The organism is Microbispora sp. NPDC046933, assembly GCF_040644635.1.
GTDB lineage: Bacteria > Actinomycetota > Actinomycetes > Streptosporangiales > Streptosporangiaceae > Microbispora.
In genome coordinates this window covers 137,439-163,018 of record NZ_JBEYWW010000008.1, presented here as the reverse complement: position 1 = coordinate 163,018, position 25,580 = coordinate 137,439, and the positions used below count along the sequence as shown (strand labels likewise).

Annotated in this window: 21 protein-coding genes, 1 tRNA gene and 2 pseudogenes; 11 read left to right on the top strand and 13 right to left on the bottom strand. The window is 69.5% G+C overall.

What is annotated here, in order from left to right:
• Positions 1-18 precede the first annotated feature (18 nt).
• Positions 19-975, top strand: coding sequence for an NADP-dependent oxidoreductase (locus ABZ857_RS13400; protein ID WP_357042274.1), 957 nt, complete (start codon positions 19-21; stop codon positions 973-975).
• A 56-nt stretch (positions 976-1,031) separates the two neighbouring features.
• Here ABZ857_RS13400 and ABZ857_RS13395 read toward each other — a convergent pair whose 3' ends face one another.
• Together ABZ857_RS13395 and ABZ857_RS13390 are read right to left on the bottom strand one after the other, a co-directional pair.
• Positions 1,032-1,658 (bottom strand): glycosyltransferase, encoded by a 627-nt coding sequence (locus ABZ857_RS13395; RefSeq protein ID WP_357042562.1) that lies wholly within the window; start codon positions 1,656-1,658, stop codon positions 1,032-1,034.
• Positions 1,659-1,724: 66 nt separating this feature from the next.
• Positions 1,725-1,937: pseudogene (locus ABZ857_RS13390) on the bottom strand (glycosyltransferase); the annotation flags it as partial.
• A gap of 293 nt (positions 1,938-2,230) precedes the next feature.
• Between ABZ857_RS13390 and ABZ857_RS13385 the strand changes: the two are divergent.
• Positions 2,231-2,397 (top strand): annotated as a pseudogene (locus ABZ857_RS13385) (helix-turn-helix transcriptional regulator); the annotation flags it as partial.
• A gap of 116 nt (positions 2,398-2,513) precedes the next feature.
• A complete protein-coding gene (locus ABZ857_RS13380) occupies positions 2,514-2,876 on the top strand; it encodes a nuclear transport factor 2 family protein (RefSeq protein ID WP_357042271.1) in 363 nt (120 codons plus the stop codon).
• Positions 2,877-3,192: 316 nt separating this feature from the next.
• Here the strand turns inward: ABZ857_RS13380 and ABZ857_RS13375 are convergent.
• From ABZ857_RS13375 to dnaA, 9 genes are all read right to left on the bottom strand, one after another.
• Positions 3,193-3,269: transfer RNA gene (locus ABZ857_RS13375), tRNA-Ile, on the bottom strand.
• A gap of 155 nt (positions 3,270-3,424) precedes the next feature.
• Positions 3,425-4,123, bottom strand: coding sequence for a DUF3566 domain-containing protein (locus ABZ857_RS13370; RefSeq protein ID WP_357042268.1), 699 nt, complete (start codon positions 4,121-4,123; stop codon positions 3,425-3,427).
• 186 nt (positions 4,124-4,309) lie between these two features.
• A complete protein-coding gene (gyrA, locus tag ABZ857_RS13365) occupies positions 4,310-6,820 on the bottom strand; it encodes a DNA gyrase subunit A (protein ID WP_357042265.1) in 2,511 nt (836 codons plus the stop codon).
• 28 nt (positions 6,821-6,848) lie between these two features.
• Positions 6,849-8,795, bottom strand: a complete 1,947-nt coding sequence (gene gyrB / locus ABZ857_RS13360) for a DNA topoisomerase (ATP-hydrolyzing) subunit B (RefSeq protein ID WP_357042262.1) — start codon at positions 8,793-8,795, stop codon at positions 6,849-6,851.
• A 366-nt stretch (positions 8,796-9,161) separates the two neighbouring features.
• Positions 9,162-9,695, bottom strand: coding sequence for a DciA family protein (locus ABZ857_RS13355; RefSeq protein WP_357042258.1), 534 nt, complete (start codon positions 9,693-9,695; stop codon positions 9,162-9,164).
• Positions 9,685-10,872, bottom strand: a complete 1,188-nt coding sequence (recF, locus tag ABZ857_RS13350) for a DNA replication/repair protein RecF (protein WP_357042255.1) — start codon at positions 10,870-10,872, stop codon at positions 9,685-9,687. The genes ABZ857_RS13355 and recF overlap by 11 nt, the downstream gene beginning before the upstream one ends.
• 164 nt (positions 10,873-11,036) lie before the next feature.
• Positions 11,037-11,981, bottom strand: a complete 945-nt coding sequence (gene gnd, locus ABZ857_RS13345) for a phosphogluconate dehydrogenase (NAD(+)-dependent, decarboxylating) (RefSeq protein ID WP_357042559.1) — start codon at positions 11,979-11,981, stop codon at positions 11,037-11,039.
• Between the two features lie 104 nt (positions 11,982-12,085).
• On the bottom strand, positions 12,086-13,225 hold the full coding sequence (dnaN, locus tag ABZ857_RS13340) for a DNA polymerase III subunit beta (RefSeq protein WP_357042252.1): 1,140 nt from the start codon (positions 13,223-13,225) through the stop codon (positions 12,086-12,088).
• A gap of 524 nt (positions 13,226-13,749) precedes the next feature.
• Positions 13,750-15,429, bottom strand: coding sequence for a chromosomal replication initiator protein DnaA (gene dnaA, locus ABZ857_RS13335; RefSeq protein WP_357042249.1), 1,680 nt, complete (start codon positions 15,427-15,429; stop codon positions 13,750-13,752).
• Between the two features lie 432 nt (positions 15,430-15,861).
• On the opposite strand from dnaA, the gene rpmH reads away from it, so the two are divergent.
• From rpmH to ABZ857_RS13295, 8 genes are all read left to right on the top strand, one after another.
• On the top strand, positions 15,862-15,999 hold the full coding sequence (gene rpmH, locus ABZ857_RS13330) for a 50S ribosomal protein L34 (protein WP_015772801.1): 138 nt from the start codon (positions 15,862-15,864) through the stop codon (positions 15,997-15,999).
• A 61-nt stretch (positions 16,000-16,060) separates the two neighbouring features.
• Positions 16,061-16,438, top strand: coding sequence for a ribonuclease P protein component (rnpA, locus tag ABZ857_RS13325; RefSeq protein WP_079314209.1), 378 nt, complete (start codon positions 16,061-16,063; stop codon positions 16,436-16,438).
• On the top strand, positions 16,435-16,749 hold the full coding sequence (yidD, locus tag ABZ857_RS13320; RefSeq protein WP_357042246.1) for a membrane protein insertion efficiency factor YidD: 315 nt from the start codon (positions 16,435-16,437) through the stop codon (positions 16,747-16,749). Before rnpA ends, yidD begins: the two co-directional genes overlap by 4 nt.
• A 4-nt stretch (positions 16,750-16,753) precedes the next feature.
• Positions 16,754-17,704, top strand: coding sequence for a membrane protein insertase YidC (gene yidC, locus ABZ857_RS13315; protein ID WP_357042243.1), 951 nt, complete (start codon positions 16,754-16,756; stop codon positions 17,702-17,704).
• A gap of 18 nt (positions 17,705-17,722) precedes the next feature.
• The gene (locus ABZ857_RS13310) at positions 17,723-18,217 is read left to right on the top strand and encodes a R3H domain-containing nucleic acid-binding protein (RefSeq protein WP_357042240.1); all 495 of its coding nucleotides are present in this window, start codon (positions 17,723-17,725) and stop codon (positions 18,215-18,217) included.
• 220 nt (positions 18,218-18,437) lie between these two features.
• Entirely contained in the window at positions 18,438-19,118 is a 681-nt protein-coding gene (rsmG, locus tag ABZ857_RS13305; RefSeq protein ID WP_357042237.1) for a 16S rRNA (guanine(527)-N(7))-methyltransferase RsmG, read from the top strand.
• Positions 19,119-19,440: 322 nt separating this feature from the next.
• On the top strand, positions 19,441-20,214 hold the full coding sequence (locus ABZ857_RS13300; RefSeq protein ID WP_357042234.1) for a ParA family protein: 774 nt from the start codon (positions 19,441-19,443) through the stop codon (positions 20,212-20,214).
• A 590-nt stretch (positions 20,215-20,804) separates the two neighbouring features.
• A complete protein-coding gene (locus ABZ857_RS13295; RefSeq protein ID WP_357042231.1) occupies positions 20,805-21,791 on the top strand; it encodes a ParB/RepB/Spo0J family partition protein in 987 nt (328 codons plus the stop codon).
• A gap of 1,011 nt (positions 21,792-22,802) precedes the next feature.
• Here the strand turns inward: ABZ857_RS13295 and ABZ857_RS13290 are convergent.
• Both ABZ857_RS13290 and ABZ857_RS13285 read right to left on the bottom strand, forming a co-directional pair.
• The gene (locus ABZ857_RS13290) at positions 22,803-23,753 is read right to left on the bottom strand and encodes a D-alanine--D-alanine ligase (protein WP_357042228.1); all 951 of its coding nucleotides are present in this window, start codon (positions 23,751-23,753) and stop codon (positions 22,803-22,805) included.
• A gap of 314 nt (positions 23,754-24,067) precedes the next feature.
• Positions 24,068-25,300 carry a PLP-dependent aminotransferase family protein gene (locus ABZ857_RS13285; protein ID WP_357042556.1) on the bottom strand — a complete coding sequence of 411 codons (1,233 nt, stop codon included), beginning with the start codon at positions 25,298-25,300 and terminating at the stop codon, positions 24,068-24,070.
• Between the last annotated feature and the right edge of the window lie 280 nt (positions 25,301-25,580).

The following is a 25,580-nucleotide window of genomic DNA, read 5'->3' as shown; positions in this document are numbered from 1 at the left end:
CCAAGGAGACAGGCGTACATGCAGGAACAGAGCGATCAACCGCCGACGGGCAGGAGCAGGGCGGTCCGGCTCGATTCATTCGGCGGCCCCGAAGTCCTGGACATCCGTGAGGTTCCCGCTCCACAGGCCGGCCCGGGACAGATCCGCGTGCGGGTCACCGCGGCCGGTCTGAACCCGATGGACTGGATCATGACCGCCGACGCGGACACCGCCGCCCGGTTCGGGTTGAGCCTCCCGGCCGGGTTCGGGACCGACTACGCGGGACTGGTCGACCAGGTCGGTGACGGGGTGACCGGCTTCGCGCCCGGCGACCGGGTGTTCGGGGGCGCCCTGTCCCGCGCGGTCGCCGACTTCGTGGTGATCGACCCGGCCGGGGGGATCGCGGCGAACGAGGCCCATCACACTCCCGACGGCGTCGACGACCGCACCGCCGCCACCCTCACGATCGCCGGCCGCACGGCATCCGCCGCCCTCGCCGTGGTCGACCCAGGCCCGGACGACACAGTGCTGATCGGCGGCGCGGCGGGCGGGGTCGGGGTGTTCGCTGTCCAGCTGGCCCGAATCGCAGGAGCGCGCGTGATCGGGACGGGATCGGCGACATCATCCGATTTCCTGCGCGACCTCGGAGCCGAGCCGGTCGCCTACGGCGACGGCCTGGCCGACCGGGTCCGAGCCCTCGCTCCCGGCGGTGTCACCGCCGCCATCGACCTGCACGGGACGGAGACAGTGCACGCCGCAAGGGAACTCGGCGTCCCGGACGGCCGCATCTGCACCATCGCCGCGCAAGTCGACGGCGTGTCGACGGCCAACGGCGCGAACGCCGCCCCCGGCGCCCTGGAAGAGGTCGCCCGCCTGGTCGCGGCGGGCCGACTCCGGCTGCCTATCGCGGCGAGCTTCCCGGTCGAGCAGATCCGTCGCGCGGCCGAGCTCCAGGCCGGCCGGCACGTGCACGGCAAGGTCGTCATCGACCTCTAGATCAAGGCCGTCGCGACGATGAACGCGATGTCGTCGTCACCGATCAGGCATTGTGATCACTTCGCTTGCTCGAGGATCACCTTGGCGAGGGCGTCAGCGGCGTCGGGCCGGCCTAGGGCTTTGGCGGCATCGGTCATACGCGCTTGAAGGCCAGGGGCGAGGAGGAGTTCGTCGAGTTCGGCCAGGAGTTGCTGCGGGGTGGGGCCGGCTTCGAGTAGGGCGCGAGCGGCTCCGGCCTGGACGAGGTAGCGGGCGTTGTTACGCTGCTCGTCTCCGGCGGCGGGGACCAGGGGGATGAGGACGGACGGTTTTCCGACCGCGACCAGCTCGGCCACGGTTCCCGCGCCGCTGCGGGAGACCACGATGTCCGCGGCGGCATACACATCGGGCAGTTCCTCGCCGACGTACGCCGTGGGGTGGTAGCGCTCGCCGATCTCGGCGGGGAGGTTGGCGGCGACCTCGGTGAGATGGCCGATCCAGTCCCGGCCGCACTGGTGAAGCACCTGGGCCTGGGTGAGCAGCGTGGGCAGTACCTGCTCGATCAGGGTGTTGATCTGCCGGCTGCCCTGGGCGCCGCCGGTCACGTAGACGAGCGGCAGGTCCGGGGCCAGGCCGTACCGCTCATGCGCCCGGGCCGGGGTTCCGTGCAGGAGCTGGGGGCGGATGGGGTTGCCCGTGACCACGGCTCGTGCGCGTGCCCGCGCAGGCAGGTGGTCGATGGACGTGGGATGGGTGAGCGCGACCGTCGTGGCCACGCGGGCCAGGATGCGGTTCGCCAGGCCGAGCGAGGTGATCTGCTCGTGCATGACCAGCGGACGCCCGAGAAGGCGAGCGGCGAGGCCGAGGGGCACGCTGACGTAACCTCCCGTCGACAACACCACATCCGGCCGGTAGCGGGCGGCTATGCCGGCCGCCTGCAGAACGCCGACGGGGATCTTGAAAAGATCGATCAATGCCGCCGATGAAGGTGTTCTGGAGCACCGCGGTTGTCACAGCGATCGGCGACGGGCAGGCGGCCAGCCGCTCATAAGTGTCGTCGGGGACCAGGTCGGTGATCCCGCTCACGAACACGGAGCCGGCCGTACGGACACGCCGCAGTCCGGTCAGAGCCGCACCATCCGCGGTGAGGCCCTCCTGCAAGCAGATCTTGACGTCGCGATAGCCGGCGACAGCGACGTCCGCCTTGATTTGCTGCACGTTCCCGTCATTCACAATGACCAGGAAGCGCTGAACCCCCGCGCGGGCAGCTTGGCGCGTGCTGCGCCTTATCGCGGACGGCCTGTCCAACAGCGGAATCGCCGCCAGCCTAGTGATCAGCCAGGAGACGTCAAGCCATAGGTGTCACGCATCCTCACCAAGCTCGACTTCCGCGACCGAGTCCAGGCGGCGGTCTACGCCTACCACCGCGGCCTGGCGACCTGATACAGATCTCCGACCCGGACTCGGAGACGAAATCACCACCTATGCGCTAGTTGTACGCCATCCTTCGCCCCGTATCGTCCCCATCAGTGATCCCGTCTGCGTGAGAAGGGACCGGCATGTCCGACGATGCGGTGCGACGCGTTTTTCGATCAGTCGATTCGTTCGATCCTGACGAGTTTGGGCGATTGCTGAGCGAGGATGCCACGCTGGTATTCGGCAATGCCGAACCGCTTGCGGGACGTGAGGCCATCGTCGCCGGGCTCCGGGAGTTCTACTCCACCATCGGCGGCCTGCGGCACCGGATCGTCCGGAACTGGCGGGTGGATGCCGACATCATCGCCGAGACCGAGGTGACCTACCGGAGGCTCGACGGCAAGGACGCAAGCGCCGTAGCCGTATCGATCTGGCGCACCCGCGACGACGGCCTGATCTCGGACTACCGCATATTCGTCGATCTCGCCCCCGTCTACGCGGTCTAGTACTTCAGTGACCCTTCGCCATCTTCGCTATTGAGGTGGCATGAGAACGGCACTGGAGCACTGGGAGCGGAGCGATAGTAGACCGGAGGCTGTACTGATCGTTCAGGTCAAGTAACACGTAGCCGAGCAACTGCTGAATGGTCGCCTGGCTGAAGATGTGCACGTTCCGCGTGCTCTTGAAGTCGATCAACACGCCATCGGCCATGAGATCAGCGTCTGCTACCTGCTGCCGGACGTCCGTGATGGCAAATCGATGGCAAACGATCAAGAGGCCAGGCCCCTGATCTTGGTAACTGGCCTCTGAGCTGGTACTTCGTGGTGGGGCTACCAGGACTTGAACCTGGGACCTCTTCCTTATCAGGGAAGCGCTCTAACCGACTGAGCTATAGCCCCGCACCGCGCAACGAAGGTTACCGCATCCCGTTTCCGGTGGCGAATCCGTCGTTCCGAACGAGGAAAAGCTTACCGTGTCCGGGCCCGTGGTCGCGCCATCGAGGCGCGTCCGTACGGCGGGCCGCTTGTGCGGGCGGCCTGCCGTACCGGTAGGGTCACTCGGCTTCGCTGAAGGTGACCTCGACGCCGCCCACGAGATCCGCGGAGATGTTGTAGATCACGGCACCGAGGGTGGACAGCGCGGTGATGAGCACGACGTTCAGCGCGCCCAGCAGGGCCGCGTACCCGAGGATGCGGACCGGCTCGAACCAGCTCGCGATGTCGATGGTGCCGGCCCCGGCGCCACCGGCGCCGCTGGTGAGCTGGTTGACGGTCTCGGTGATCGAGGAGAAGACACCGAGCGCCGACAGCACGCCATACAGCACGGCGACGGCCACGAACAGCACGACGAAGCACACCAGCGACACGACGAAGCTGAACTTCATCGCCGACCACGGCTCGATCCTGCGCAGGACCAGGTGAGCCTTGCGCGGCGGGCGCACGCCGGGCTTCTTGTCCTTGTCCTTCTTGGAGGACTCGGCCTTGTCCCCGGCCGGGCCGAAGCTCAGGCCGCGTACGGAACCGCCGTCCACGGGGGGCCGGCTGTTGTCCACAGACGGGCGGCCGTTGTCCACAGGGGGTGTGGACGTGCCGAGGCCGGTGGGCCGGGGGTACTGCGCGGTCGCCCCGCCGCCGTCGGACCTGCCGTTGTCGGGCGCGCCGTCCGCCGCCGTCTGCCGCTTCCATGGCTGGTCGGCGGCCGAGGTCCGGATGCGCATGGTGTCGTCGGCCTTCGCCTTGTCGGCGGCGGTCACGTCATCTCCTTCGGAAGCCACCTTGGCGACGCTACCGCCATCGTGCGCCCGCGCGGTAACGCCGTTCGGGGACGACGCCGGGCGGGCGCCCGTGGGTCTCTGCTTGCTGCCGGGTGTCCGCGGCCCACCGGTGTCGCTCATGCCACAGCCTCACCTGGTGCGCATTCGCGGATGACGATTCGCTCGCTACGCTCGCTCATCCTCGCCTCCTGCCCCGTTCTCCTCGGTCTCCAACGACTCGGCGTTGCGAGCGAGGGCCACAACGCTGTCACCCTCTGCCAGGTTCATCAGGCGGACGCCCATGGTCTGGCGGCCCGACTGCTTGATCTCGCCGGCGCTGGTACGGATCACCCCGCCGGCAGAGGTGATCGCGAAGACCTCGTCCTCGGGACGCACCATGACGGCTCCGACCAGCTTGCCACGAGCGCTGACGATCTTCGCTGTCAGGACGCCCTTGCCGCCCCGGCCCTGGACCGGGTACTGGTCGGCGGGTGTCCGCTTCGCATACCCACCCTCGGTCGCGATCAACACGTCATCGCCGTCGCTCATGACGTTCATCGCGAGAAGTTCGTCACCGTCCACGAACCGCATGCCGATCACTCCGCTGGTGGCCCGGCCCATCGGGCGCAGCGCCTCGTCCGAGGCGGTGAACCTGATCGACTGCGCGTTCTTGGACACGAGCAGCAGATCATCACCCTCGGAGACGAGACGGGCGGCGATCACCTCGTCATCTTCGCGCAGATTGATCGCGATCAGGCCACCGGATCGCGGCGAATCGTACTCGGAGAGCCGCGTCTTCTTCACCAGGCCGCTGCGGGTCGCCAGCACCAGGTAGGGCGCCACGTTGTAGTCCCGCAGGTCGAGGATCTCCATCACGTGCTCGTCGGGCTGCATGGCGAGCAGGTTGGCCAGATGCTGGCCGCGGGCGTCCCGGCCCGAGTCCGGCAGCTCGTACGCCTTGAAGCGGTAGACCCGGCCCTTGTTGGTGAAAGCCAGCAGCCAGTGGTGCGTCGTGGTGACGAAGAAGTGCTCCACGATGTCGTCCTGGCGGAGCTGCGCGCCTCTGACACCCTTGCCGCCGCGCCGCTGCGCCCGGTAGAGATCGGTGCTCGTCCGCTTGGCGTAGCCACCGCGCGTGATCGTGACGACCACGTCCTCCTCGGCGATCAGGTCCTCGATGGACATGTCGCCCTCGTACGCGGTGATCTCGGTCTTCCGCTCGTCGCCGTACCTCGCGACGATCTCACCGAGCTCGTCCGACACGAGCCGGCGCTGCCGGGGCTCGGAGGCCAGGATGTCCTGGTAGTCGGCGATCTGCGCCATCAGGCCGTCGTATTCGTCCTGGATCTGCTGCCGTTCCAGCGCGGCCAGCTTGCGCAGCTGCATGTCCAGGATGGCCTGCGCCTGGACCTGGTCGATGTCCAGCAACGTCATCAGGCCGCCCTGCGCCTCGGCCGCCGACGGCGACCGCCTGATCAGGGCGATGACGTCGTCCAGCCGGTCGAGCGCCTTGAGCAGACCGCGCAGGATGTGCGCCCGCTCCTCCGCCTTGCGCAGCAGGAACCGGGTCCGCCGGACCACGACCTCGATCTGGTGCGTGATGTAGTGCCGGACGAACTGGTCGAGCCGCAGCGTCCGCGGCACGCCGTCCACCAGCGCGATCATGTTCGCACCGAACGTGGTCTGGAGCTGTGTGTGCTTGTAGAGGTTGTTCAGCACGACCTTGGCGACCGCGTCGCGCTTGAGCACGATCACCAGCCGCTGGCCGGTGCGCGAGGACGTCTCGTCGCGGACGTCCGCGATGCCGGTGATCTTGCCGTCCCTGACCAGCTCGGCGATCGTGAGCGCCAGGTTGTCCGGGTTCACCTGGTATGGCAGGGCCGTGACGACCAGGCACTGCCGTCCCTTGGCGTCCTCCTCGACCTCGACGACGGCCCGCATGATGATCGAGCCGCGGCCGGTGCGGTAGGCGTCCTCGATGCCGCGGCGGCCGACGATCAGCGCGCCGGTCGGGAAGTCGGGGCCCTTGACCCGCGCGAGCAGCCCGTTGAGCAACTCCTCGTCGGTGGCCTCGGGGTTGTCGAGCGCCCACTTGACGGCCTCGCCGACCTCCCGGAGGTTGTGCGGCGGGATGTTCGTCGCCATGCCCACCGCGATGCCGGCGGACCCGTTGACCAGCAGGTTCGGGAACCGCGACGGAAGGACGACCGGCTCCTGCGACCGCCCGTCGTAGTTGGGCTGGAAGTCGACGGTCTCCTTGTCGATGTCCCGGAGCATCTCCATGGCGATCGGCGCGAGGCGGCACTCGGTGTACCGCATCGCGGCGGCCGGGTCGTTGCCCGGCGAGCCGAAGTTGCCCTGGCCGTCGACGAGCGGGTAGCGCAGCGACCACGGCTGCGCGAGCCGTACGACGGTGTCGTAGATCGACGTGTCGCCGTGGGGGTGGTAGGAGCCCATGACGTCGCCGACGACGCGGGAGCACTTGAAGTAGCCGCGGTCGGGCCGGTAGCCGCCGTCGAACATCGCGTACAGCACGCGGCGGTGCACGGGCTTGAGGCCGTCGCGGACGTCGGGCAGCGCGCGGGACACGATGACGGACATCGCGTAGTCCATGTAGCTGCGCTGCATCTCGGCCTGGATGTCGACCGGCTCGATGCGATCGGCGGGAGGCCCAGGCGGCGTGTTCACTTCCGTCACGAAAAGTCCTTCTGGTTGGCCACGCTGCTCAGACGTCGAGGAACCGGACGTCGCGGGCGTTGGTGATGATGAAGTTCCTGCGGGCCTCGACGTCCTCGCCCATCAGCACGCTGAACAGGTCGTCGGCCTGGGCGGCGTCGTCGAGTGTGACCTGGCGCAGCACCCGGGTGTCGGGGTTCATCGTGGTGTCCCACAGCTGGGAGGCGTTCATCTCGCCCAGACCCTTGAACCGCTGCACGCCGTCGTGGAGCCGGGGGTCGCGCCGGCCGCGGGCGACGCCGTCCTCGATGATCGCGTCCCGCTCCCGGTCGGAGTACGCGTACGAGGCGTCCTCGCCCTTGCGGTCCCACTTGATCTTGTAGAGCGGCGGCTGGGACAGGTAGACGTGCCCGGCCTCGATCAGCGGGCGCATGAAGCGGAACAGCAGCGTCAGCAGCAGCGTGGTGATGTGCTGGCCGTCCACGTCGGCGTCCGCCATCAGGATCAGCTTGTGGTAGCGCAGCTTCGAGATGTCGAACTCGTCGTGCACGCCGGTGCCCAGAGCCGTGATGAGCGCCTGGACCTCGTTGTTCTTGAGGACCTTGTCGATCCGGGCCTTCTCGACGTTCAGGATCTTGCCACGGAGCGGGAGGATCGCCTGGAACTTGGGGTCGCGCCCGCCCTTGGCCGAGCCGCCGGCCGAGTCGCCCTCGACGATGAACAGCTCGCACTTCTCCGGCTCCGACCACTGGCAGTCGGCCAGCTTGCCCGGAAGGCCGCTGCCGCTCTCCAGCAGCGACTTGCGGCGGGTGAGGTCGCGCGCCTGGCGGGCCGCGATGCGGGCCCGGGAGGCCTGGAGCGACTTGTTGATGATTTCCTTCGCCTCGCCCGGGTTGCGTTCGAACCAGTCGCGCAGGTGGTCGTTGCAGGCCTTTTGGACGAACGACTTCGCCTCGGTGTTGCCCAGCTTCGTCTTGGTCTGGCCCTCGAACTGCGGGTCGGCCAGCTTCACCGAGATGATCGCGGCGAGCCCCTCGCGGACGTCGTCGCCGCTGAGGTTGTCGTCCTTGCCTTCCTTGAGGAACTTCTGCTCGCGCGCGTACCGGTTGACGATGGTCGTCAGCGCGGCGCGGAAGCCCTCCTCGTGGGTGCCGCCCTCGGCGGTGTTGATCGTGTTGGCGAAGGTGTAGACCGACTCGCTGTAGGAGGCGTTCCACTGCATGGCGATCTCGACCGAGATGCCGTCGCCGTGCTCCTCGAAGTCGATGACCGAGTTGTGGATCGGGTCCTTCTTCGAGTTCAGATGGGTGACGAAGTCGGACAGGCCGCCCTCGTAGTGGTAGGTGACGACCTTGGGCGTGCCGTCGATGATGTGGTCGGGCCGCTCGTCCGTCAGCGTGATCCTGAGGCCCTTGTTGAGGAAGGCCATCTCCTGGAACCGGCGCGCGAGCGTCTCGAAGTTCCAGGTGGTCGTCTCGAAGATGGCCGGGTCGGGCCAGAAGCTGATCATGGTGCCGTGCTCGTCGGTCGGCTCGCCCTTCTCCAGCGAGGCCGTCGGCTTGGCCGTCACGTACTTCTGCCGCCACACGTGGCCGTCGGTGCGGACCTCGACCTCCAGGCGGGTCGACAGCGCGTTGACGACCGAGGCGCCCACGCCGTGCAGGCCGCCCGAGACGGCGTACGACTTGCTGTCGAACTTGCCGCCGGCGTGCAGGACCGTGAAGACGACCTCCACGGCGGGCCGGCCCTCGGCGGGGACGATGCCCACGGGGATGCCGCGGCCGTGGTCGAGCACGCGCACGCCGCCGTCGGCGAGCAGGGTGACCTCGATCAGGTCGTTGTAGCCGGCCAGCGCCTCGTCGACCGCGTTGTCCACGATCTCGTAGACGAGGTGGTGCAGCCCGCGCTCACCGGTGGAACCGATGTACATACCGGGGCGCTTGCGGACCGCTTCCAGCCCTTCGAGAACGGTGATAGAGCTAGCGTCGTAGGACAAGTGCGAAATCCTCCTGCCGCGGACACGCGGCGGGCGACACCGTGGATTGGCTGCCCCTGCCGTGCCCGTCACCGTCGTGAGTGCCCCGATGCGCCCACCCAGGGGAAATCGGCCCATGGGACCGGGGTGACGCAAACCGGACGTGTCCTTGAGTCCGTTTACATTCTACCGGTCCGATGGACATCAGGTGGCATTCACGGGGGCTGTGATGCCCTGTCGCTTGACGATCATGTTTCCGAGCACCCCCCACACGGAACGGGGGTCGGAGCCTCAGACGCGATTTTGGGCCGGTTCGGGCTCTCCTTGGGTCGGTTCGAGATCGTCGCGAGCTCGTGCGAGCCCCCGGAGGCGCTCCCCGCCCCGCGCTCAGCCGTACGTGTCGCCAGGCCCACGGCTCCCGCGTACGCGCAGGCCGCCCTCCGGGCGGTGGCCCGCGCCGGGTCCGTGCACCTTGACGCGGGTCACGGTGCCGTCGCCGAGTTCCTCGTTCAGCCGCCTGACCAGGGTGGACGCGAGCAGCCGCACCTGGGTCGCCCAGGCGGTCGAGTCCGCGGCGACCATCACCTCGCCGTCCTCGAAGCTCTCCGGCCGGGTGTGGGCGGCCAGTTCGGGGCCGACGATCTCCGCCCAGCGGCCGAACACCCCGCCCACCGCGACCGGCTGCTCCCATCCCCTGGCGGCGAGCAGGTCGCGGATCGCCCGGCCGAACGGCAACGGGTCGCCGGAGTCCCGTCGTTGGGCGCCCGAGCCGGAACGGCGGCGCGGCTCGGTCCGCGGGAGCTGCCCCCGTTTCAGCGCGTCGGCCTTCGCCTGGGCCAGCTTCTCCCGCGCCATCGCGGCACCCCGCGCGGCCGCGCCCTTCGGGGACTGTCCACCGCCTGTGGATATCTCATCGGACACGGGTCACGCTCCCTTCCATCACGTCGAAGCGGGCACCGGCCAGCTCGGGCGGCACGTCGTCCGGCACCGCCGCCGTGATGAGCACCTGCTCGGCCGGGGCGACGATCTCGGTGAGCCGCCTGCGCCGCTGACCGTCCAGCTCGGCGAAGACGTCGTCCAGGATCAGCACGGGGTCGCCGCCGTCGGCCCGCAGCAGGTCGTAGGCGGCCAGCCGCAGCGCGAGCGCGAACGACCACGATTCGCCGTGGCTCGCGTAGCCCCGGGCCGGCAGCTCGCCCAGCCGCAGCAGCAGGTCGTCGCGGTGCGGGCCGACGAGGGTCACGCCGCGTTCGAGCTCCGCCTGGCGCGCCTCCGCGAGGCCCGCCCGTAGATGCTCGGCCAGTAGTTCCCGGTTTGTCCCCAGGGTGGGGATATCTGTGGATAACCCGGACGGCCGGTATTCGAGATCCGCGAGCCCCGACGACGGGGCGAGAGTGGCGTACGCCTTGCCCACGAGCGGACGCAGCGCGTCCACCAGGCGCAGCCGCGCCGCCAGCAGTTCCGCGCCGTGGCGCACCAGGTGGGAGTCCCAGACCTCGAGCGTGCTCAGCACGTCTCCCGCGCCTGCGGCGGCGAAGGCCGCGTCGTCCTCCTGCCTGCGGCCGCCGCGCCGCCGTCCCGCCCGCGCCGCCGCGGCCGTACGCAGGAGCGCGTTGCGCTGCTTGAGCACGCGCTCGTAGTCGGCACGCACACCCGCGAACCTGGGGACACGGGCGACGAGCAGGTCGTCCATGAAACGGCGGCGCTCGGACGGGTCGCCCTTCACCAGAGCGAGGTCCTCCGGGGCGAACAGCACGGTCCGCAGCAGGCCGAGGGCGTCGCGCGGCCGGGGGACGGGCGAGCGGTTCACCCTGGCGCGGTTGGCCCGGCCCGGGTTGATCTCCACCTCGATCAAGGCGCGGCGGTCGTCCCTGACCACCGCGGCGCGCACGATCGCGCGCTGGGCGCCGTGCCGTACGAGCGGCGCGTCGGTGGCCACCCGGTGGCTCGAATGGGTCGCGATGTAGCCCAGCGCCTCGACCAGGTTGGTCTTGCCCTGCCCGTTCGGCCCGACGAACGCCGTCGCCCCCGGTTCCAGCACGAGTTCGACCTCCGGGTACGACCGGAAGTCGGTGAGGGACAGGCTCGCCACGTGCACCCCGCCAGGCTAGTGCCGGTGCCCGGCCTTCGTGTCCCGGCCACGGCGCACTGTGGACAACGGGTGGGCGCCGGGTGGTTCGTCCACAGCCTGTGGGCGACGGACCGCTGCGGCTGCTGTCCGTCGCGGCACGCGGCGCATGGACTCCGGGGCCCAGCGGCGTGTCAGCGCTCGGCCTCCACGGGCGGGGTGACGTCGGCTCCGGGGGCGTCGGCGCCCTTGCCGGTCTGGCCCTCGGCCGAGGCGACGGCGTGCCCGCCGAACTGGTTGCGCAGCGCCGCGACCATCTTCATGGCGGGGGAGTCCGCCTGACGCGAGGCGAAGCGGGCGTACAGCGCGGCGGTGATGGCCGGCAGGGGCACGGCGTGGTCCACGGCGGCCTGGACCGTCCACCGGCCCTCGCCGGAGTCCTCGGCGTAGCCCTTGAGCTCGGCGAGATCGGGGTCCTCCTCCAGCGCCCGCACCAGCAGGTCGAGCAGCCAGGACCGGATGACCGTGCCGTGCCGCCAGCTCTTGAACGTCTCGGGGACGTTGGTGACGGCGTCGCTGGCTTCCAGCAGCTCCCAGCCCTCGGCGAAGGCCTGCATCATGCCGTACTCGATGCCGTTGTGGACCATCTTCGCGAAGTGACCGGCGCCCACGCTGCCCGCGTGGACGAAGCCGTCCTCGCCCTCGGGCTTGAGCGTGTCGAAGATCGGCATGAGCCGGCGGACGTGCTCCTCGTCGCCGCCGACCATCAGGGCGTAGCCGTACTCCAGGCCCCAGACGCCGCCGCTGACGCCCACGTCGACGAAGCCGATGCCGCGGGTGCCGAGGTCGGCCGCGTGCCGCTGGTCGTCCAGATAGTGCGAGTTGCCGCCGTCGATGACGACGTCACCGTCCGACAGCAGGTTGCGCAGCTGCTCGACCGTGCTCCGCGTCGGCGCCCCGGCGGGGACCATGACCCAGACCGCGCGCGGCGCCTGAAGCCTCTCGACGAGGTCCTTCAGGCTGCCGACGTCGCTGACGGAGGGATCGCGGTCGTAGCCGACGACCTCGTGGCCGCCGCGCCGCAGCCGCTCGGCCATGTTCCCGCCCATCTTGCCGAGCCCGATCATGCCGATCTGCATCTGAGCCACCCCTCAACCTCTGCGTCGTCCACCGAGGCACGCGTACCCATGCATCAGAGGTCCATGCCCGCAGGAGATCGTACGCCCGGGGTGTTCTTGCCGGGTCAGCTGGACAGGCGGATGGGCATGATGAGGTAGCGGTAGTCCTCGGTCGCTCCGTCGTCCACAGGCTTGCCCCCGGTGAGGATGGCGGGCTTGGTCGGCGTGGTGAACTGGAGCCGCGCGACGTCGGAGTCGATCGCCCCCAGGCCCTCCAGCAGGAACTGGTGGTTGAAGGCGATGTTGATCTCGTCGCCGTCGAACTCGACCGGCAGCGCCTCCACGGCCTGCGCCTCGTCGCCGCTGCCGGCCTCCAGGACGACCTCTCCGCCGCGGAAGGCCAGCCGTACGGGGGTGTTGCGCTCGGCGACGAGCGCGACGCGCTTGACGGCCTCCACGAACGAGGCTGTGGACAGGTCGGCGCGCGCGGAGAACTCGGTGGGCAGCAGCGAGCGGTACTTGGGGAACTCGGGGTCGAGCAGCCGGGTCGTCGTCCGCCGTCCGGAGCTGGAGAACCCGATCATGCCCTCGCCGGTGCCGCCGGCCGAGCTCAGCGCGATCTCGACCTCGGCGCCGGAGCCGCCGAGCGCCTTGGCCGTGTCCGCCAGCGTACGGCCGGGGATCATCGCCACGGCCTGGAAGTCGGGCTGCTCGGGCTGCCACTTCAGCTCGCGTACGGCGAGGCGGTAGCGGTCGGTGGCGGCGAGGGTCACGGTGTCGCCCTCGATCTCCATCCGTACGCCGGTGAGCATCGGGAGGGTGTCGTCCTTGCCCGCGGCGACGGCCACCTGGCCGACGGCGGAGGCGAACACGTCGCTGCCGACCCGTCCGGCGGCGGGGGGCATGGCCGGAAGGGAGGGGTAGTCCTCCACAGGCATGGTGAGAAGTGTGAACCGGGCGCTGCCGCAGGTGACGACGGCCTTCGCTCCGTCCACAACGAGTTCGACTGGCTGTGCGGGGAGCGCGCGGGTGATCTCGGCGAGGAGCTTGCCGGAGACGAGCACCACGCCCGGCTCCCCGGTCTGCACGTCGAGGGTCACCTCGGCGGAGACCTCGTAGTCGAAGCCGGAGAGCTTCAGCCGCTGGTCGTCGGTCACCTCCAGCCGCATGCCGGCCAGCACCGGCACCGAGGGACGGGCCGGAAGGCTCCGTGCCGTCCACGCCACGGCCTCGGCGAGCACGTCGCGATCGATCCGGAACATCACGTGGATCAGCCTCCTGGGTGTCGCTGCTTCGTCAAGTCTTCACTCTCCCGCACCTGCGTGCCTCCAGAACCCCTTCTATGGTTCTTGAGTTCCTTAGGGAGAGAGATACAAGTCGTCTCATTAGGCAGTGTGGATATGTGGATGTCGAGCATTTTCGCAGCTCAGTGGAGCTGATTCATCCACTGCCGGTGTGGGGGAAACGTGGACGGACCCCCTGTGGACTGTGGGTGGTCCCGCTGTCCCCACACCCGGTCCCCAGGTGAAGGGCCCTCTGTCCACGAGTAATCCACGAGGTTTCCACCGGTTGTCCACGGGGTAAAAGGGACAGCTGAGCTGTGTGTGACGAGTACGCACAGGGCGTCCCCAGCTCGTCCACGGGTATTCCCCAAACCATCCCCAGGTTCTCCCCAAAGTTGTCCCCAAGTGGGGACGGCGCGTTGGCGGGCCGGAGAGGGTGGGGGTAACGCACGGAGCCGCCGCCGAGGGCGGAATTTTTGATCCACAGACTTATCCACAGCTGTGTACTAAGCGTTGCGAGCGCGCTGCTTGATCCGTGTCGTCAGCTCGTTGACCTGGTTGTACATCGAGCGCCGCTCGGCCATGAGCGACCGGATCTTACGCTCCGCGTGCATCACGGTCGTGTGGTCGCGCCCGCCGAACTGCTGGCCGATCTTGGGCAGGGACAGGTCGGTGAGCTCACGGGCCAGATACATGGCGATCTGGCGGGCGGTGACCAGGGCGCGTGAGCGTGAGCTTCCACACAGGTCGTCGAGCGAGACGCCGAAGTATTCGGCGGTTGTGGACATGATGAGGGAGATGGTGATCTCCGGGCTCGCGTCCTCGCTGATGAGGTCCTTGAGGACGATCTCGGCGAGCTGGATGTCCACAGACTGCCGGTTGAGGCTGGCGAACGCGGTGACCCGGATCAGCGCGCCCTCGAGCTCGCGGATGTTGGTCGCGATGCGGCTGGCGATGTACTCCAGCACGTCGGGCGGCGCGGCCAGGCCCTCCTGGATCGCCTTCTTGCGCAGGATCGCGATGCGGGTCTCCAGCTCGGGCGGCTGGACATCGGTGATCAGCCCCCACTCGAACCGGTTGCGCAGCCGGTCCTCCAGCGTCACGAGCTGCTTCGGCGCCCGGTCGCTGGAGATGACGATCTGCTTGCTGGCGTTGTGGAGGGTGTTGAAGGTGTGGAAGAACTCCTCCTGCGTCTGCTCCTTGCCCTCGAGGAACTGGATGTCGTCCACGAGGAGGATGTCCACAGCCCGGAAGCGGGAGCGGAACCCGTCGGCCTTGTGGTCGCGGATGGAGTTGATGAAGTCGTTGGTGAACTCCTCGGAGCTCACGTACCGCACCCGGGCGCCGTCGTACAGGCTCTGCGCGTAGTGGCCGATCGCGTGCAGCAGGTGGGTCTTCCCCAGCCCGGAGTCGCCGTAGATGAACAGCGGGTTGTACGCCTTGGCCGGGGCCTCGGCGACCGCGACGGCGGCGGCGTGCGCGAAGCGGTTGCTGGCGCCGATGACGAACGTCTCGAACGTGTACTTGGCGTTCAGCCGGGCCGGCTCGCCGGAGGCGCGGCCGCCGCGGGCCTCCCAGCGGTTCTGCCCGGAGCCGGGCACCGGCCCGGACACAGGGCTGGACACGGGGCCGGACACGGGGCCGGGCCCCGGCATCGGCTCGGGCTTGGGCGCCGCGGGGGGCTCGGGGGAGTAGCCGCCGGGCCGTTGCGGGCGGTCCGGCGGGGACATGTGCTGGGGAGGCTGTGGATACTGCTGGCCCTGTGGATAATGCGGCGCCTGCGGCTCGGCCTCGCGCCGGATCGGGCCGTCCTCGCCTAAGGGGAAGCGTGGAGCCTGGGGGCGGGCCTGTGGATAATCTGTGGACGGCGGCTGTGGACGATGGTCGGCCGGGGACGCGGGGGCGGGGTCGGAGGCGGCCTGCAGGCCGGCGCCGGGATCCACCATCACGGCGATCCGTACGGGCCTGCCGAGCTCCTGCGACAACGCGTGCACGATCAGCGGGCGCAGCCGCACCTCGATGACCTCCTTGGCGAAGTCGTTGGGCGCCGCCAGGAGAATCGTGTCGTTGATGAGGCCGGAGGGCTGCGTCATCTGCAGAAACGCGCGCTGCTGCCCCGAGACGCCCTCATCGAGCAGGGTCCTGAGCGCCCGAGCCCATACAGCGTTGAGATCGACGCCTTCCATGGCTCGGCCCCTCCTCCCGTTGCGCGGCCCCGCTCGCCCGCCGCGATCCGTGTCGTGTCAGTCCTGACGCCTCGCGGCACCGGCCCTCGTCCGGATGCCATCCACATATGATCCACATGATGTGCACAGCCCGCGCGTCCTCCCCGGGCACATTCACGCTGATAGGGGGAAGGGCCGGACGGCCGACAGTAGCGGTGTGCGCAACCTGCGTTCAAGGCGTTGTCCACAGCCTAACGGGCCATGGTCGCTCGCCGTACTCGCTTGGCGTCACGGGCGCCGGTTTGACCTGACGTATGGTGGGCCCGTAACGTGTCCCGGTCGGCTAATCACGCGACGGCTATTTCGCATGCCCGCGCATCTGACGAGCCGTGACCTTGGAATGTACCGCGCCCGCGGAACGCCGCGGACGTACTTGAAGCCTGGAGCCCACCCGTGAGCAAGCGTACTTACCAGCCGAACAACCGTCGCCGCGCGAAGACCCACGGCTTCCGGCTGCGCATGCGCACCCGGGCCGGCCGCGCCATCCTGGCCGCGCGCCGCCGCAAGGGCCGCGCCGAGCTGACGGTCTGACAATCAGACGCCGCCCGCCCGTGCCGAGCGGAGCGGGCGGCCGTACGTCGAGGAAGGCCCGGTGCTGCCGTCCGCGTCCCGCATGCGGCGGGGTGACGAGTTCGCCGACGCGATTCGCCGTGGGCGGCGCGCCGGGCGTCCCACCCTGGTCGCACACCTGAACCTGCGCGACGCCGACGAGCCACCGCTGGTCGGCTTCGTCGTGAGCAAGGCGGTCGGTGGCGCCGTGGTGCGTAACCAGGTCAGGCGCAGGTTGAGACACCTCGTGCGGAGCCGCCTGCCGCTGCTGCCGAGAGGTAGCCTTCTGGTGGTACGCGCCAATCCACCGGCCGCGTCCGCGCGTAGCGAGCACCTGGCCGCCGAACTCGACGTCGCGCTGAGTCGTTTACTCCGGCGGCGCGGGTCCGATTCCCGGACCCCGACGGATGGACGGTCATGACAGCGCAGCAACCGACCCCGGCCGTGGTGCCCGGGGAGGCCGACCGGCCCGCGACCGGGCCGGTCGCCCGCGTGCTGCTCGCGCTCATCCGGTTCTACCGCGCCTTCATCAGCCCCATGCTGGGGCCGAGGTGCCGGTTCGAACCGTCCTGTAGCGCCTACGGCCTGGAAGCCGTCGCCGTTCATGGAGCGGCGCGCGGGGTATGGCTGACCGTCAGGCGTATCGGACGGTGTCACCCGTTCCATCCTGGAGGTTTCGACCCGGTGCCCCCACGCCGAGTCCGGTCTCACGACGAAACGCAAGGGAGCTAGCTCGGTGGAGCTGCCATTCCTGAACTGGCTGTATACGGCGGTGGCCTGGGTGATCACCCACATCCACGCCGGATACGGCACATTCATCCCCTCAAGCAGCGGTCTCAACTGGGCGCTGACCATCATCACGCTGACCGTGCTGATGCGTCTGCTGATCTTCCCGCTCTTCATGAAGCAGATGCGCTCGTCGCGCAAGATGCAGGAGCTCGCGCCCAAGGTCCAGGACCTGCGTAAGAAGTACAAGAACGACAAGCAGCGCATGAACCAGGAGGTCATGCGGCTGTATCAGGAGGCGGGAGCCAACCCGCTGGGAGGCTGCCTCCCGATCGTCGCGCAGTTCCCGATCTTCATCTCGATGTTCACCGTGCTGCGGGCCATCGCCGAGGACCGGGCCGTGTTCGGGATGACCAAGGATCTCGTGGAGAGCGCCCGGGAGGCGCACATCTTCGGCGCTCCTCTGCCGGCGACCTTCTTCACGAGCGCGGCGGACATCGAGAAGTTCGGCGCCGACCCGCTGATCACGAAGATCGTGCTCGCCTTCTTCGTGGCCATCAGCTCGTGCACCACGTTCCTCACCGTCCGGCAGAGCGTGAAGCGCTCGATGGCGCAGATGCCGGACAACCCCATGGCGCAGCAGCAGAAGATCCTGATGTACATCTCGCCGCTGTTCGCCGTCTTCAGCCTGAACTTCCAGCTCGGCCTGATCCTGTACTGGGTGACCACCAACCTGTGGACGCTCGGCCAGCAGCACTGGTTCTACAGCCGTCACCCCATGCCGGTCGTGGACGAGAAGGGCAACGTCACCACTCCCGAGCCGACGAACGGCATCTTCACCAAGCTGGTGGGAAAGCCCAAGGCGGCGGCGCAGCCTGAGCCCGAACCCGCCCCCAAGATCGTCCGTCAGCAGCCGACGCGCCAGCCTCGCAGCAAGCGCACCGGCAGCAAGAAGTCGTAGGAGAAGGAGAGTCCGGACGTGACCGAAGCTGGGGAGACCCTCAAGCCTGCTCCCGACATCGAAGCCCTGGAACAGGAGGGCGAGATCGCGGCGGACTACCTGGAGGGCCTGCTCGACATCGCCGACCTCGATGGCGACATCGACATGGACGTCGAGGGAGACCGCGCCGTGGTCTCGATCGTGGGCGTCAAGGGCGACGAGCTCGTGGGTCCCGGCGGGGAGGTGCTGGAGGCGCTGCAGGAGCTGACGCGCCTGGCCGTGCACCGGCAGACGGGGGAGCGTTCGCGGCTCATGCTCGACGTGGGCGGTTATCGGGAGCGGCGCCGCGCCGAACTCACCAAGGTGGGCGCCGCGGCGGCCGACGACGTCAAGCGCACCGGCGAGCCGAAGGCGCTCAAGCCGATGACGCCGTTCGAGCGCAAGATCGTTCACGATGCGGTCGCCGCGGCGGGCCTGCGCAGCGAGTCCGAGGGCGAGGAACCCCGCCGCTTCGTGGTGGTCCTGCCCGCCTGACGCCTTCCTTAGTTCCGACACCGCTTTTCACAGTTCCGACGCGGGGAAGCCGCCGGTCCCGACACCCGGGACCGGCGGCTTTTCCGTCCTGTACGTCCCTTCCTCGCCCTGCCCCTTCGGCCGGGTCCGCACGGCCGGCGGTCGCCGGATGTACGGCCGGCCGTCGCCGAAGGGAAAGGACGGTTACCCTTGGCCGAGAGCGTTCCTGGATGAGTGAGTGATGACGGAGAGCAACGAGCTGCCCGAGGCGCCCCCGGTGGCGCGGGAGATCTTCACCGATGAGGCGTTGGAGCGGGCCCGGGTGTTCGCCGAGTTGCTCGCCGGGCCGGGCGTGGTGCGGGGACTGCTGGGGCCGCGCGAGGTGCCCCGCATCTGGGACCGGCACCTACTGAACTGTGCGGTCGTGGAGGAGGCGGTCCCGCCGGACTCGACTCTGGTCGACATCGGCTCGGGCGCGGGCCTGCCCGGCCTCGTGCTCGCCATCGTCCGCCCCGATGTGACCGTGACGCTGCTGGAGCCGCTGCTGCGCCGCACCGTGTTCCTCTCCGAGTGCGTCGAGGCGCTCAAGCTGGACAACGTCGAGGTGCTGCGCGGGCGGGCCGAGGAGCTCGCCCGTAAGCGCGTCTTCGACGTGGCGACGGCGCGGGCGGTCGCGCCACTCGACCGTCTGTTGTCGTGGTCGATGCCGCTGCTGCACGAGGGCGGGGAGTTGCTCGCGATGAAGGGGGAGCGGGCACAGGAGGAACTGGACGCGGCCCGTCCTCAGCTGGAGGCGTTCGGGGTGAGGCACGTCGAGCTGGTCACAGTCGGGCACGGTAAGGTCGAGCCGCCCGCGACCCTCGTTCGCGTCGTCGCCGGACGGTCTCCGCGAGCGGACACGCGGAGGCGACGAAAGAGGTGAGCCGGTGGCGGACGCCGGATCAGGCGGTGTGACAGCGGGCCTGGGTTGGCCGGAGACTCGGCTCCCCCTACGCTGGGAGATCGCGACAGCAGGCCGGTCCTCCGGGGTGGGCTGGCCTCGTCCCCCTGTCTCGCCGGTCGAAAGGACGACGACCGTGTCCCAGACCCCCCTTAACTCTGGCGATTCGCCGCTGGTACGAGAGGCACTGAGTTCTGTGGTTTCACGTGAAACAGCCGCCGCGCCCCCGCAGGCGGCTGCGCCTTCCGTCGGTTACTCGACGCGCGACGAGGGGGCCTGGCCCCGGCCTTCCCGGTGTCGCGTGATGACGGTGGCCAACCAGAAGGGCGGCGTGGGGAAGACCACCACGGCCGTCAACCTCGCGGCGGCGCTGTCCATGCACGATCAGCGCGTTCTCGTGGTCGATCTCGACCCGCAGGGCAACGCGTCCACGGCGCTGGCGACGGAACACCGGTCGGGGATGCCGTCGGTGTATCAGGTCCTCGTGGACGACATGCCGCTGTCGCAGATCGTGAAGCCGGTCCCCGACATGCCGAACCTGTACTGCGCTCCCGCCACCCTCGACCTCGCGGGCGCGGAGATCGAGCTGGTTCCGATGGTCGGCCGGGAGACCCGTCTGCGGCGGGCGCTCGCCTCGTTCGACGCGATGGAGTTCGACTACATCCTCATCGACTGCCCGCCGTCGCTGGGCCTGCTGACCGTGAACGCCATGGCGGCGGCCCAGGAGGTGCTGATTCCCATCCAGTGCGAGTACTACGCCCTGGAGGGGCTCACCCAGCTTCTGCAGAACGTGGAACTGGTGCGCGCGCACCTCAACCAGACGCTGTCTGTCTCGACCATCCTGCTCACGATGTACGACGGCCGGACCCGCCTCGCCTCCCAGGTGGCCGAGGAGGTGCGCTCCCACTTCGGCGACACCGTGCTCGACGCCGTCATCCCCAGGAGCGTCCGCGTCTCCGAGGCGCCCAGCTACGGCCAGTCGGTCATGACGTACGACCCGGGATCGAGCGGGGCGCTGGCGTACATGGGCGCCGCCCGCGAGATCGCCTATCGGGCGGCGGCCCTCGCCGGCGCCTGAAGAGAGCCGCCTGCCGTACGGCAGGCGGGCGCTCGCATGGAGCGGGCGGGGACGGCGTGTCGACGACGGCGGGCCGACAGGCGAGAACATGCGGGCGAGAAGGTGGCGGGCGGAACGTCACTGACAGGCGGGCGGAAGCTCCGGCCTTCGCGAAGCCCGCTCCGTTTCGCCCGCAGCGCTTCGGCCGTCACGGCTTTCGTGACAGCTCCGAGACGTCACTGCGCCGGGGGGAAGCTCCGGTTCTCGCGAAGCCCCCACCGTTTCGCCCGCAGCGCTTCGGCCGTCACGGTCTTCGAACGGGACAGCGCCGAGACGTCACTGCGCCGAGACGTCACTGCGCCGGGCGGAAGCTCCGGTCCTCGCGAAGCCCGCTCCGCTGGGCCTTCGCCGCGGTCCTCGCTCCGGCCCGCTCCGCTCCTTACGTCCGGCCCTGGGCCGGCGTCTGGGTGGGTTGTGCACGGCTGGATGCGCGGAGACTCATGGCGAGGCTTCGCAGCGGTACTCTCTCCTGGTGTGTGCGTGCCGGTGCCCAGTGACCCCGAGTCGCTGGGCACCGCCTTCTGTGCGGGTGCGGGTATGAAGGAGCAGCGGTGAGCCAGCAGCGTCGGGGACTGGGCAAGGGTCTTGGGGCTCTGATCCCCACGGGACCGATCGTCGATCCGGCGTCCGTGGCGAGCGCTCCGCCTGTCGGCCCGCCCTCGGCCGCGCCGGGGGCGGACATGGCGGGCCTGCGCCCCGTGGAGGGCGCCTACTTCCAGGAGATCGAGGTCGACTCCATCTCCCCGAACCCCCGGCAGCCGCGGGAGGTGTTCGACGAGGACCGGCTCGAAGAGCTCGCGGCGTCCATCAAGGAGGTCGGCCTGCTGCAGCCGGTCGTCGTCCGCGCCGTGGAGGCCGGCCGCTTCGAGCTCATCATGGGGGAGCGGAGGTGGCGCGCCTCGCAGATCGCCGGGCTCGACCGCATCCCGGCGATCGTCCGGAGCACTCAGGACGACGAGATGCTCCGTGAGGCGCTGATCGAGAACCTCCAGCGGGAGCAGCTGAACGCGCTGGAGGAGGCCGCGGCCTACCAGCAGCTTCTGGACGACTTCGGGGCCACCCACGAGGTGCTTGCCAGGAAGGTCGGACGGTCACGCTCGCACATCAGCAACACCCTGCGATTGCTGAACCTTCCTCCCGAGGTGCAGCGCCGGCTGGCGGCCGGGATCATCAGCGCCGGGCACGCGCGGGCGCTGCTGGCACTGAACGACCCCGCCGCCCAGGAGCGGCTGGCGAGCCGGATCGTGGCGGAGGGGCTGTCGGTCCGGACCGTCGAGGAGATCGTGGCTCTGGGCGAGGCGACCGCAGGGCCGGCTCCACGCAAGCCCCGGGCGAAGAAGCCGACCGCGCCGGCGCTGCGCGATCTGGCGGATCGGCTCTCGGACCACTTCGAGACGAAGGTGAAGGTCGATCTCGGCAGCCGGAAGGGGCGCATCGTCGTGGAGTTCTCCACGATCGACGACCTGGAGCGCATCATCGACACGATGGCGCCGGAGGCGGCCCACGCGATGCGCAGCAGAGGCATCACGACGGAGTGACCGCAGGGCCTGCGGTAGCTACGCGCCCTGGCGCCAGTTTCACGTGAAACATCGCGCCCAGATGCCTCCTCGCGGGGGCACTGGGGCGATGTGATGCCCCGCTGCGACCGAGTTCGGCATCCTGATCGTTCGACGGCAGCTGCGTGAGCGCCACAGGCCGCTTGGAGTGGCCGGACGAGACCAAGGCCAATCCCGACCTTCTGGCAAATCACGGTCCTGCTGCGCGTGGCCCAGGCGGCGCCTACGCTGCATTGTCGTCGTCGCCGATAACGCTGTTATCGGCTCCTCCTCCGCCTTGCGATTCATCCACGTGGATCCAGGCTCGCGACGGGCAGCATGTGTCAGAAACTCCCTACGCCCCCGTCGGGTTCGCCCGGCGAGGTCGAGCACCCCTTGGCGCTCACGCCCTTGCCGGGAGAAGGCCGGTGGCTCGGCCGGGTCGGGGTCTGCCGGTTCTGCCAGCGAGGTCGCCACGGGCGGAGCCCCGATAATCGGACCCCGCCTCTGTCGGCTCCGGCCGGCACTCAGTTGCTTCTCGGGAAGCCACACGGAACTCGGCGTTCGGGAGGAAGCACTTCTGGGGCCAGCGTGGTGGTGACATGCTCGTCCGGCGTTCCTGCTGCGCCGTGTACCGACGATCGCCGCAGGAGCGGTTCGAGGCGTTCGGCGAAGACCGCATCGGCAATCACATACCCGCCGCCCTGGCGCCGGCGTTCACTGGGGGCGAGGGAGCGGAGCGGACGGGAGTGAGGACCGGAGCGAAGGCCCGCCCCGGGCCCCGTGGGAATTCCGTGCTTGCGGAGGCATTTTCGTGGGTGGAGCGGAGCGGGCTTCGCAAGGACCGGAGGTTCCTTCCGGCGAAGTGATCGACCGGGCCAAGGCTCGTGGACACCCCGCTAGGCCGCCATAACTCCAGAATCATCGATCGCGAGTCCGGGGCAGCCCCTCCAGGCGGCGACGCAGGGCTCTGGAAGCCTGGAGGGGGGTGTTTCACGTGAAACGGGGGTGAGATCAGCCCCGGGTGGCGGCGAGCTCCAGAAGTCCCTTGCACAGCGTGCCGAGGTCCCGGCCCGCTGCCTCCGCGGCCATCGGCAGCAAAGAGGTCTCCGTCATGCCGGGCGCCACGTTCACCTCAAGGAAGTACGGCTTGCCGCTGGCGTCGACGATGAGATCGGTGCGGGAGATGTCCCGCAGGCCGAGCGCGGTGTGGGCGGCGACCGCCATACCCGCGCACGCCTCGGTGGCCTCGGGGGAGAGCCGGGCCGGGGCGAAGAACTCCGTCTGCCCGGCCGTGTACCGGGCCGCGTAGTCGTAGACGCCCCGGTCGGGCACGATCTCCACCGGCGGCAGGGCCACCGGGCCGTCGCCGAGATCCACCACGGAGACCGCGACCTCCACGCCCTGGACGTACCGTTCGATGAGCGCGGTGTCGCCGTAGGCGAAGCACCCGACCATCGCGGCGGGTAGCTCCTCCGCCGTGCGCACGATGGACGCACCCAGCGCGGAACCACCGCGGGAGGGCTTGACGAAGAGCGGCAGGCCGAGCCGATCGATGATGCGGGCGAGCACAGCCGTGGCGCCGAGATCGTGGAACGTCTCCTTGGGCAGCGCCACCGAGTCGGGCGTGTTCAGCCCCCAGGAGCGGACGACCGCCTTCGCCGTGGGCTTGTCGAAGGCGACCCGGCAGGCGTCCGGCGTCGCTCCGACGTAGGGCACGTCGAGCAGTTCCAGCACCGACCGGATGGCGCCGTCCTCTCCGGCGCCGCCGTGCAGGGTGACGAACACCGCGTCCGGCGGGTCCGCCAGCACGGCGGGCACGAGGGTGGCGTCGGCGTCGCGTGTCTCCACGTCCACACCGGCCGCCCGCAGCACCTCCGCGACGCGGCGTCCCGACCGGATGGAGACCTCACGCTCGTAGGAGAGCCCTCCCGCGAGGATGAGCACGTGGCCCAGATCGCTCATGGCGCCTCACCGCCGATGCGCTCCACCGCGGCGGCGGTTCCGGTCCAGCGGTGATCTGTGTCGCGTGGCCCGGGTCGCGTCCCCCTCCGCGGACGCGCGGGGGGCGATCCTTGGGTCATCGTTCGCTCGCTCACGAAGAGGGCCTTTCTCGCCTCAAGAAGTCAGTACGGCCAGCCTGAACAGGCTAGTGCCCCGCCCGCGCCGTCGCGTCGCCGCATCACCGTCCCGGGCAAGCGTCGCACGTCCGGCCGGAGCCGCCCATGAGCGGTGCCACGGGCGGCTCCTCCGTCGCAGGGGCAGCGGCCGTACCGCGTCTAGGCGAGATCCGGGCCGGGGGTGTCGACGCCGGCGTGGCCCGGCGTGGAGCCCGTGCCGAACGTGTCCCGCAGCCTGAGCTCCTGCTCGATCACGCCCGCCAGGCGGCGCACGCCCTCCTTGATCCGGTCGGGCTCCGGATAGCAGAACGACAGCCGCATGTTGCGCGAGCCGCCGCCGTCGGAGTAGAAGCCGGTGCCGGGCACGAACGCGACCCGCTCGGCGACCGCACGGGGGAGGATCGCCTTGGAGTTGAGTCCCTCGGGGAGGGTCACCCAGACGAAGAACCCGCCGGCGGGGCGGGTCCACGTGCAGCCGGGCGGCATGAGCACCTCGAGCGCGCCCAAGAGGGCGTCTCGCCGCTCGCGGTACAGCTCACGGAACGACTTGATCTGCTCGCGCCACGGCTGGGTGGCGAGATACTGGCCGACGGCGAGCTGGGTGAAGGACGAGTGCGACAGCACCGCCGACTCCATCGCCAGGATCAGCTTGTCGCGTACGGCGTGCGGGGCGAGGGCCCAGCCGACGCGGAAGCCGGGGGCGAGGGTCTTGGAGAACGAGCCGAGATACACCACGCCCTCGGGATCGTCGGCCCGCAGCGCCCGCATCGGTTCCCCGTCGAACCCGAGCAGGCCGTACGGGTTGTCCTCCACGACGAGGACGCCGGCGCGGCGGCAGATCTCCAGCACCTGGCGGCGGCGCACCTCGTTCAGCGTCACACCGGCCGGGTTCTGGAAGTTCGGGATCGTGTAGAGGAACTTGATCCGGTTACCGGCCGCCTGGAGCGCGTAGATGGTCTGCGCGAGGGCCTCGGGGATGAGGCCCTGGTCGTCCATGGCGATGTGCACGACCTTGGCCTGGTAGGCGCTGAACGTCCCAAGCGCTCCGACGTACGAGGGCCCCTCGGCCAGCACGACGTCGCCGGGGTCGATGAAGATCCGGGTGATCAGGTCGAGCGCCTGCTGCGAGCCCACCGTGACGACCACGTCGTCGGCGTTCGCCTCGATGCCCTCCATGCGCATGACCTCGCAGATCTGCTCGCGCAGGGCGGGGTCGCCCTGCCCGGAGCCGTACTGCAGGGCCACGGAGCCGCGCGAGGTGACCAGGTCGGCGACGAGCTCGCTGACGAGGTCGAGGGGGAGCGCGTTGACGTACGGCATGCCGCCGGCGAGCGAGACCACCTCGGGCCTCGACGCGACGGCGAAGAGAGCTCGGATCTCGGAGGCGACCATCCCGGCGGCGCGGGCGGCGTACCTGTCGACGTAGGCGTCAATGCGCGACCCGTGGGCCGCGTTCGTCCGACCGTGATCAAGCTCTTGTGCCACGGTCCACCTCCGATCACGTAGCCAGGAAAACCAGAGTACGGTAACGCGCCACGCGGATCACAACAGGGTATTGACCATCAAGGGCCCCTTTTCTTGCATTCCTGCCCCACTGGTTTCGGCCCGGCCAACCCCTTTTTCGGTCGCCGGCGGCCGCTGTGGCGCACCCGCTCCCGCCCTTCCGCTGAGT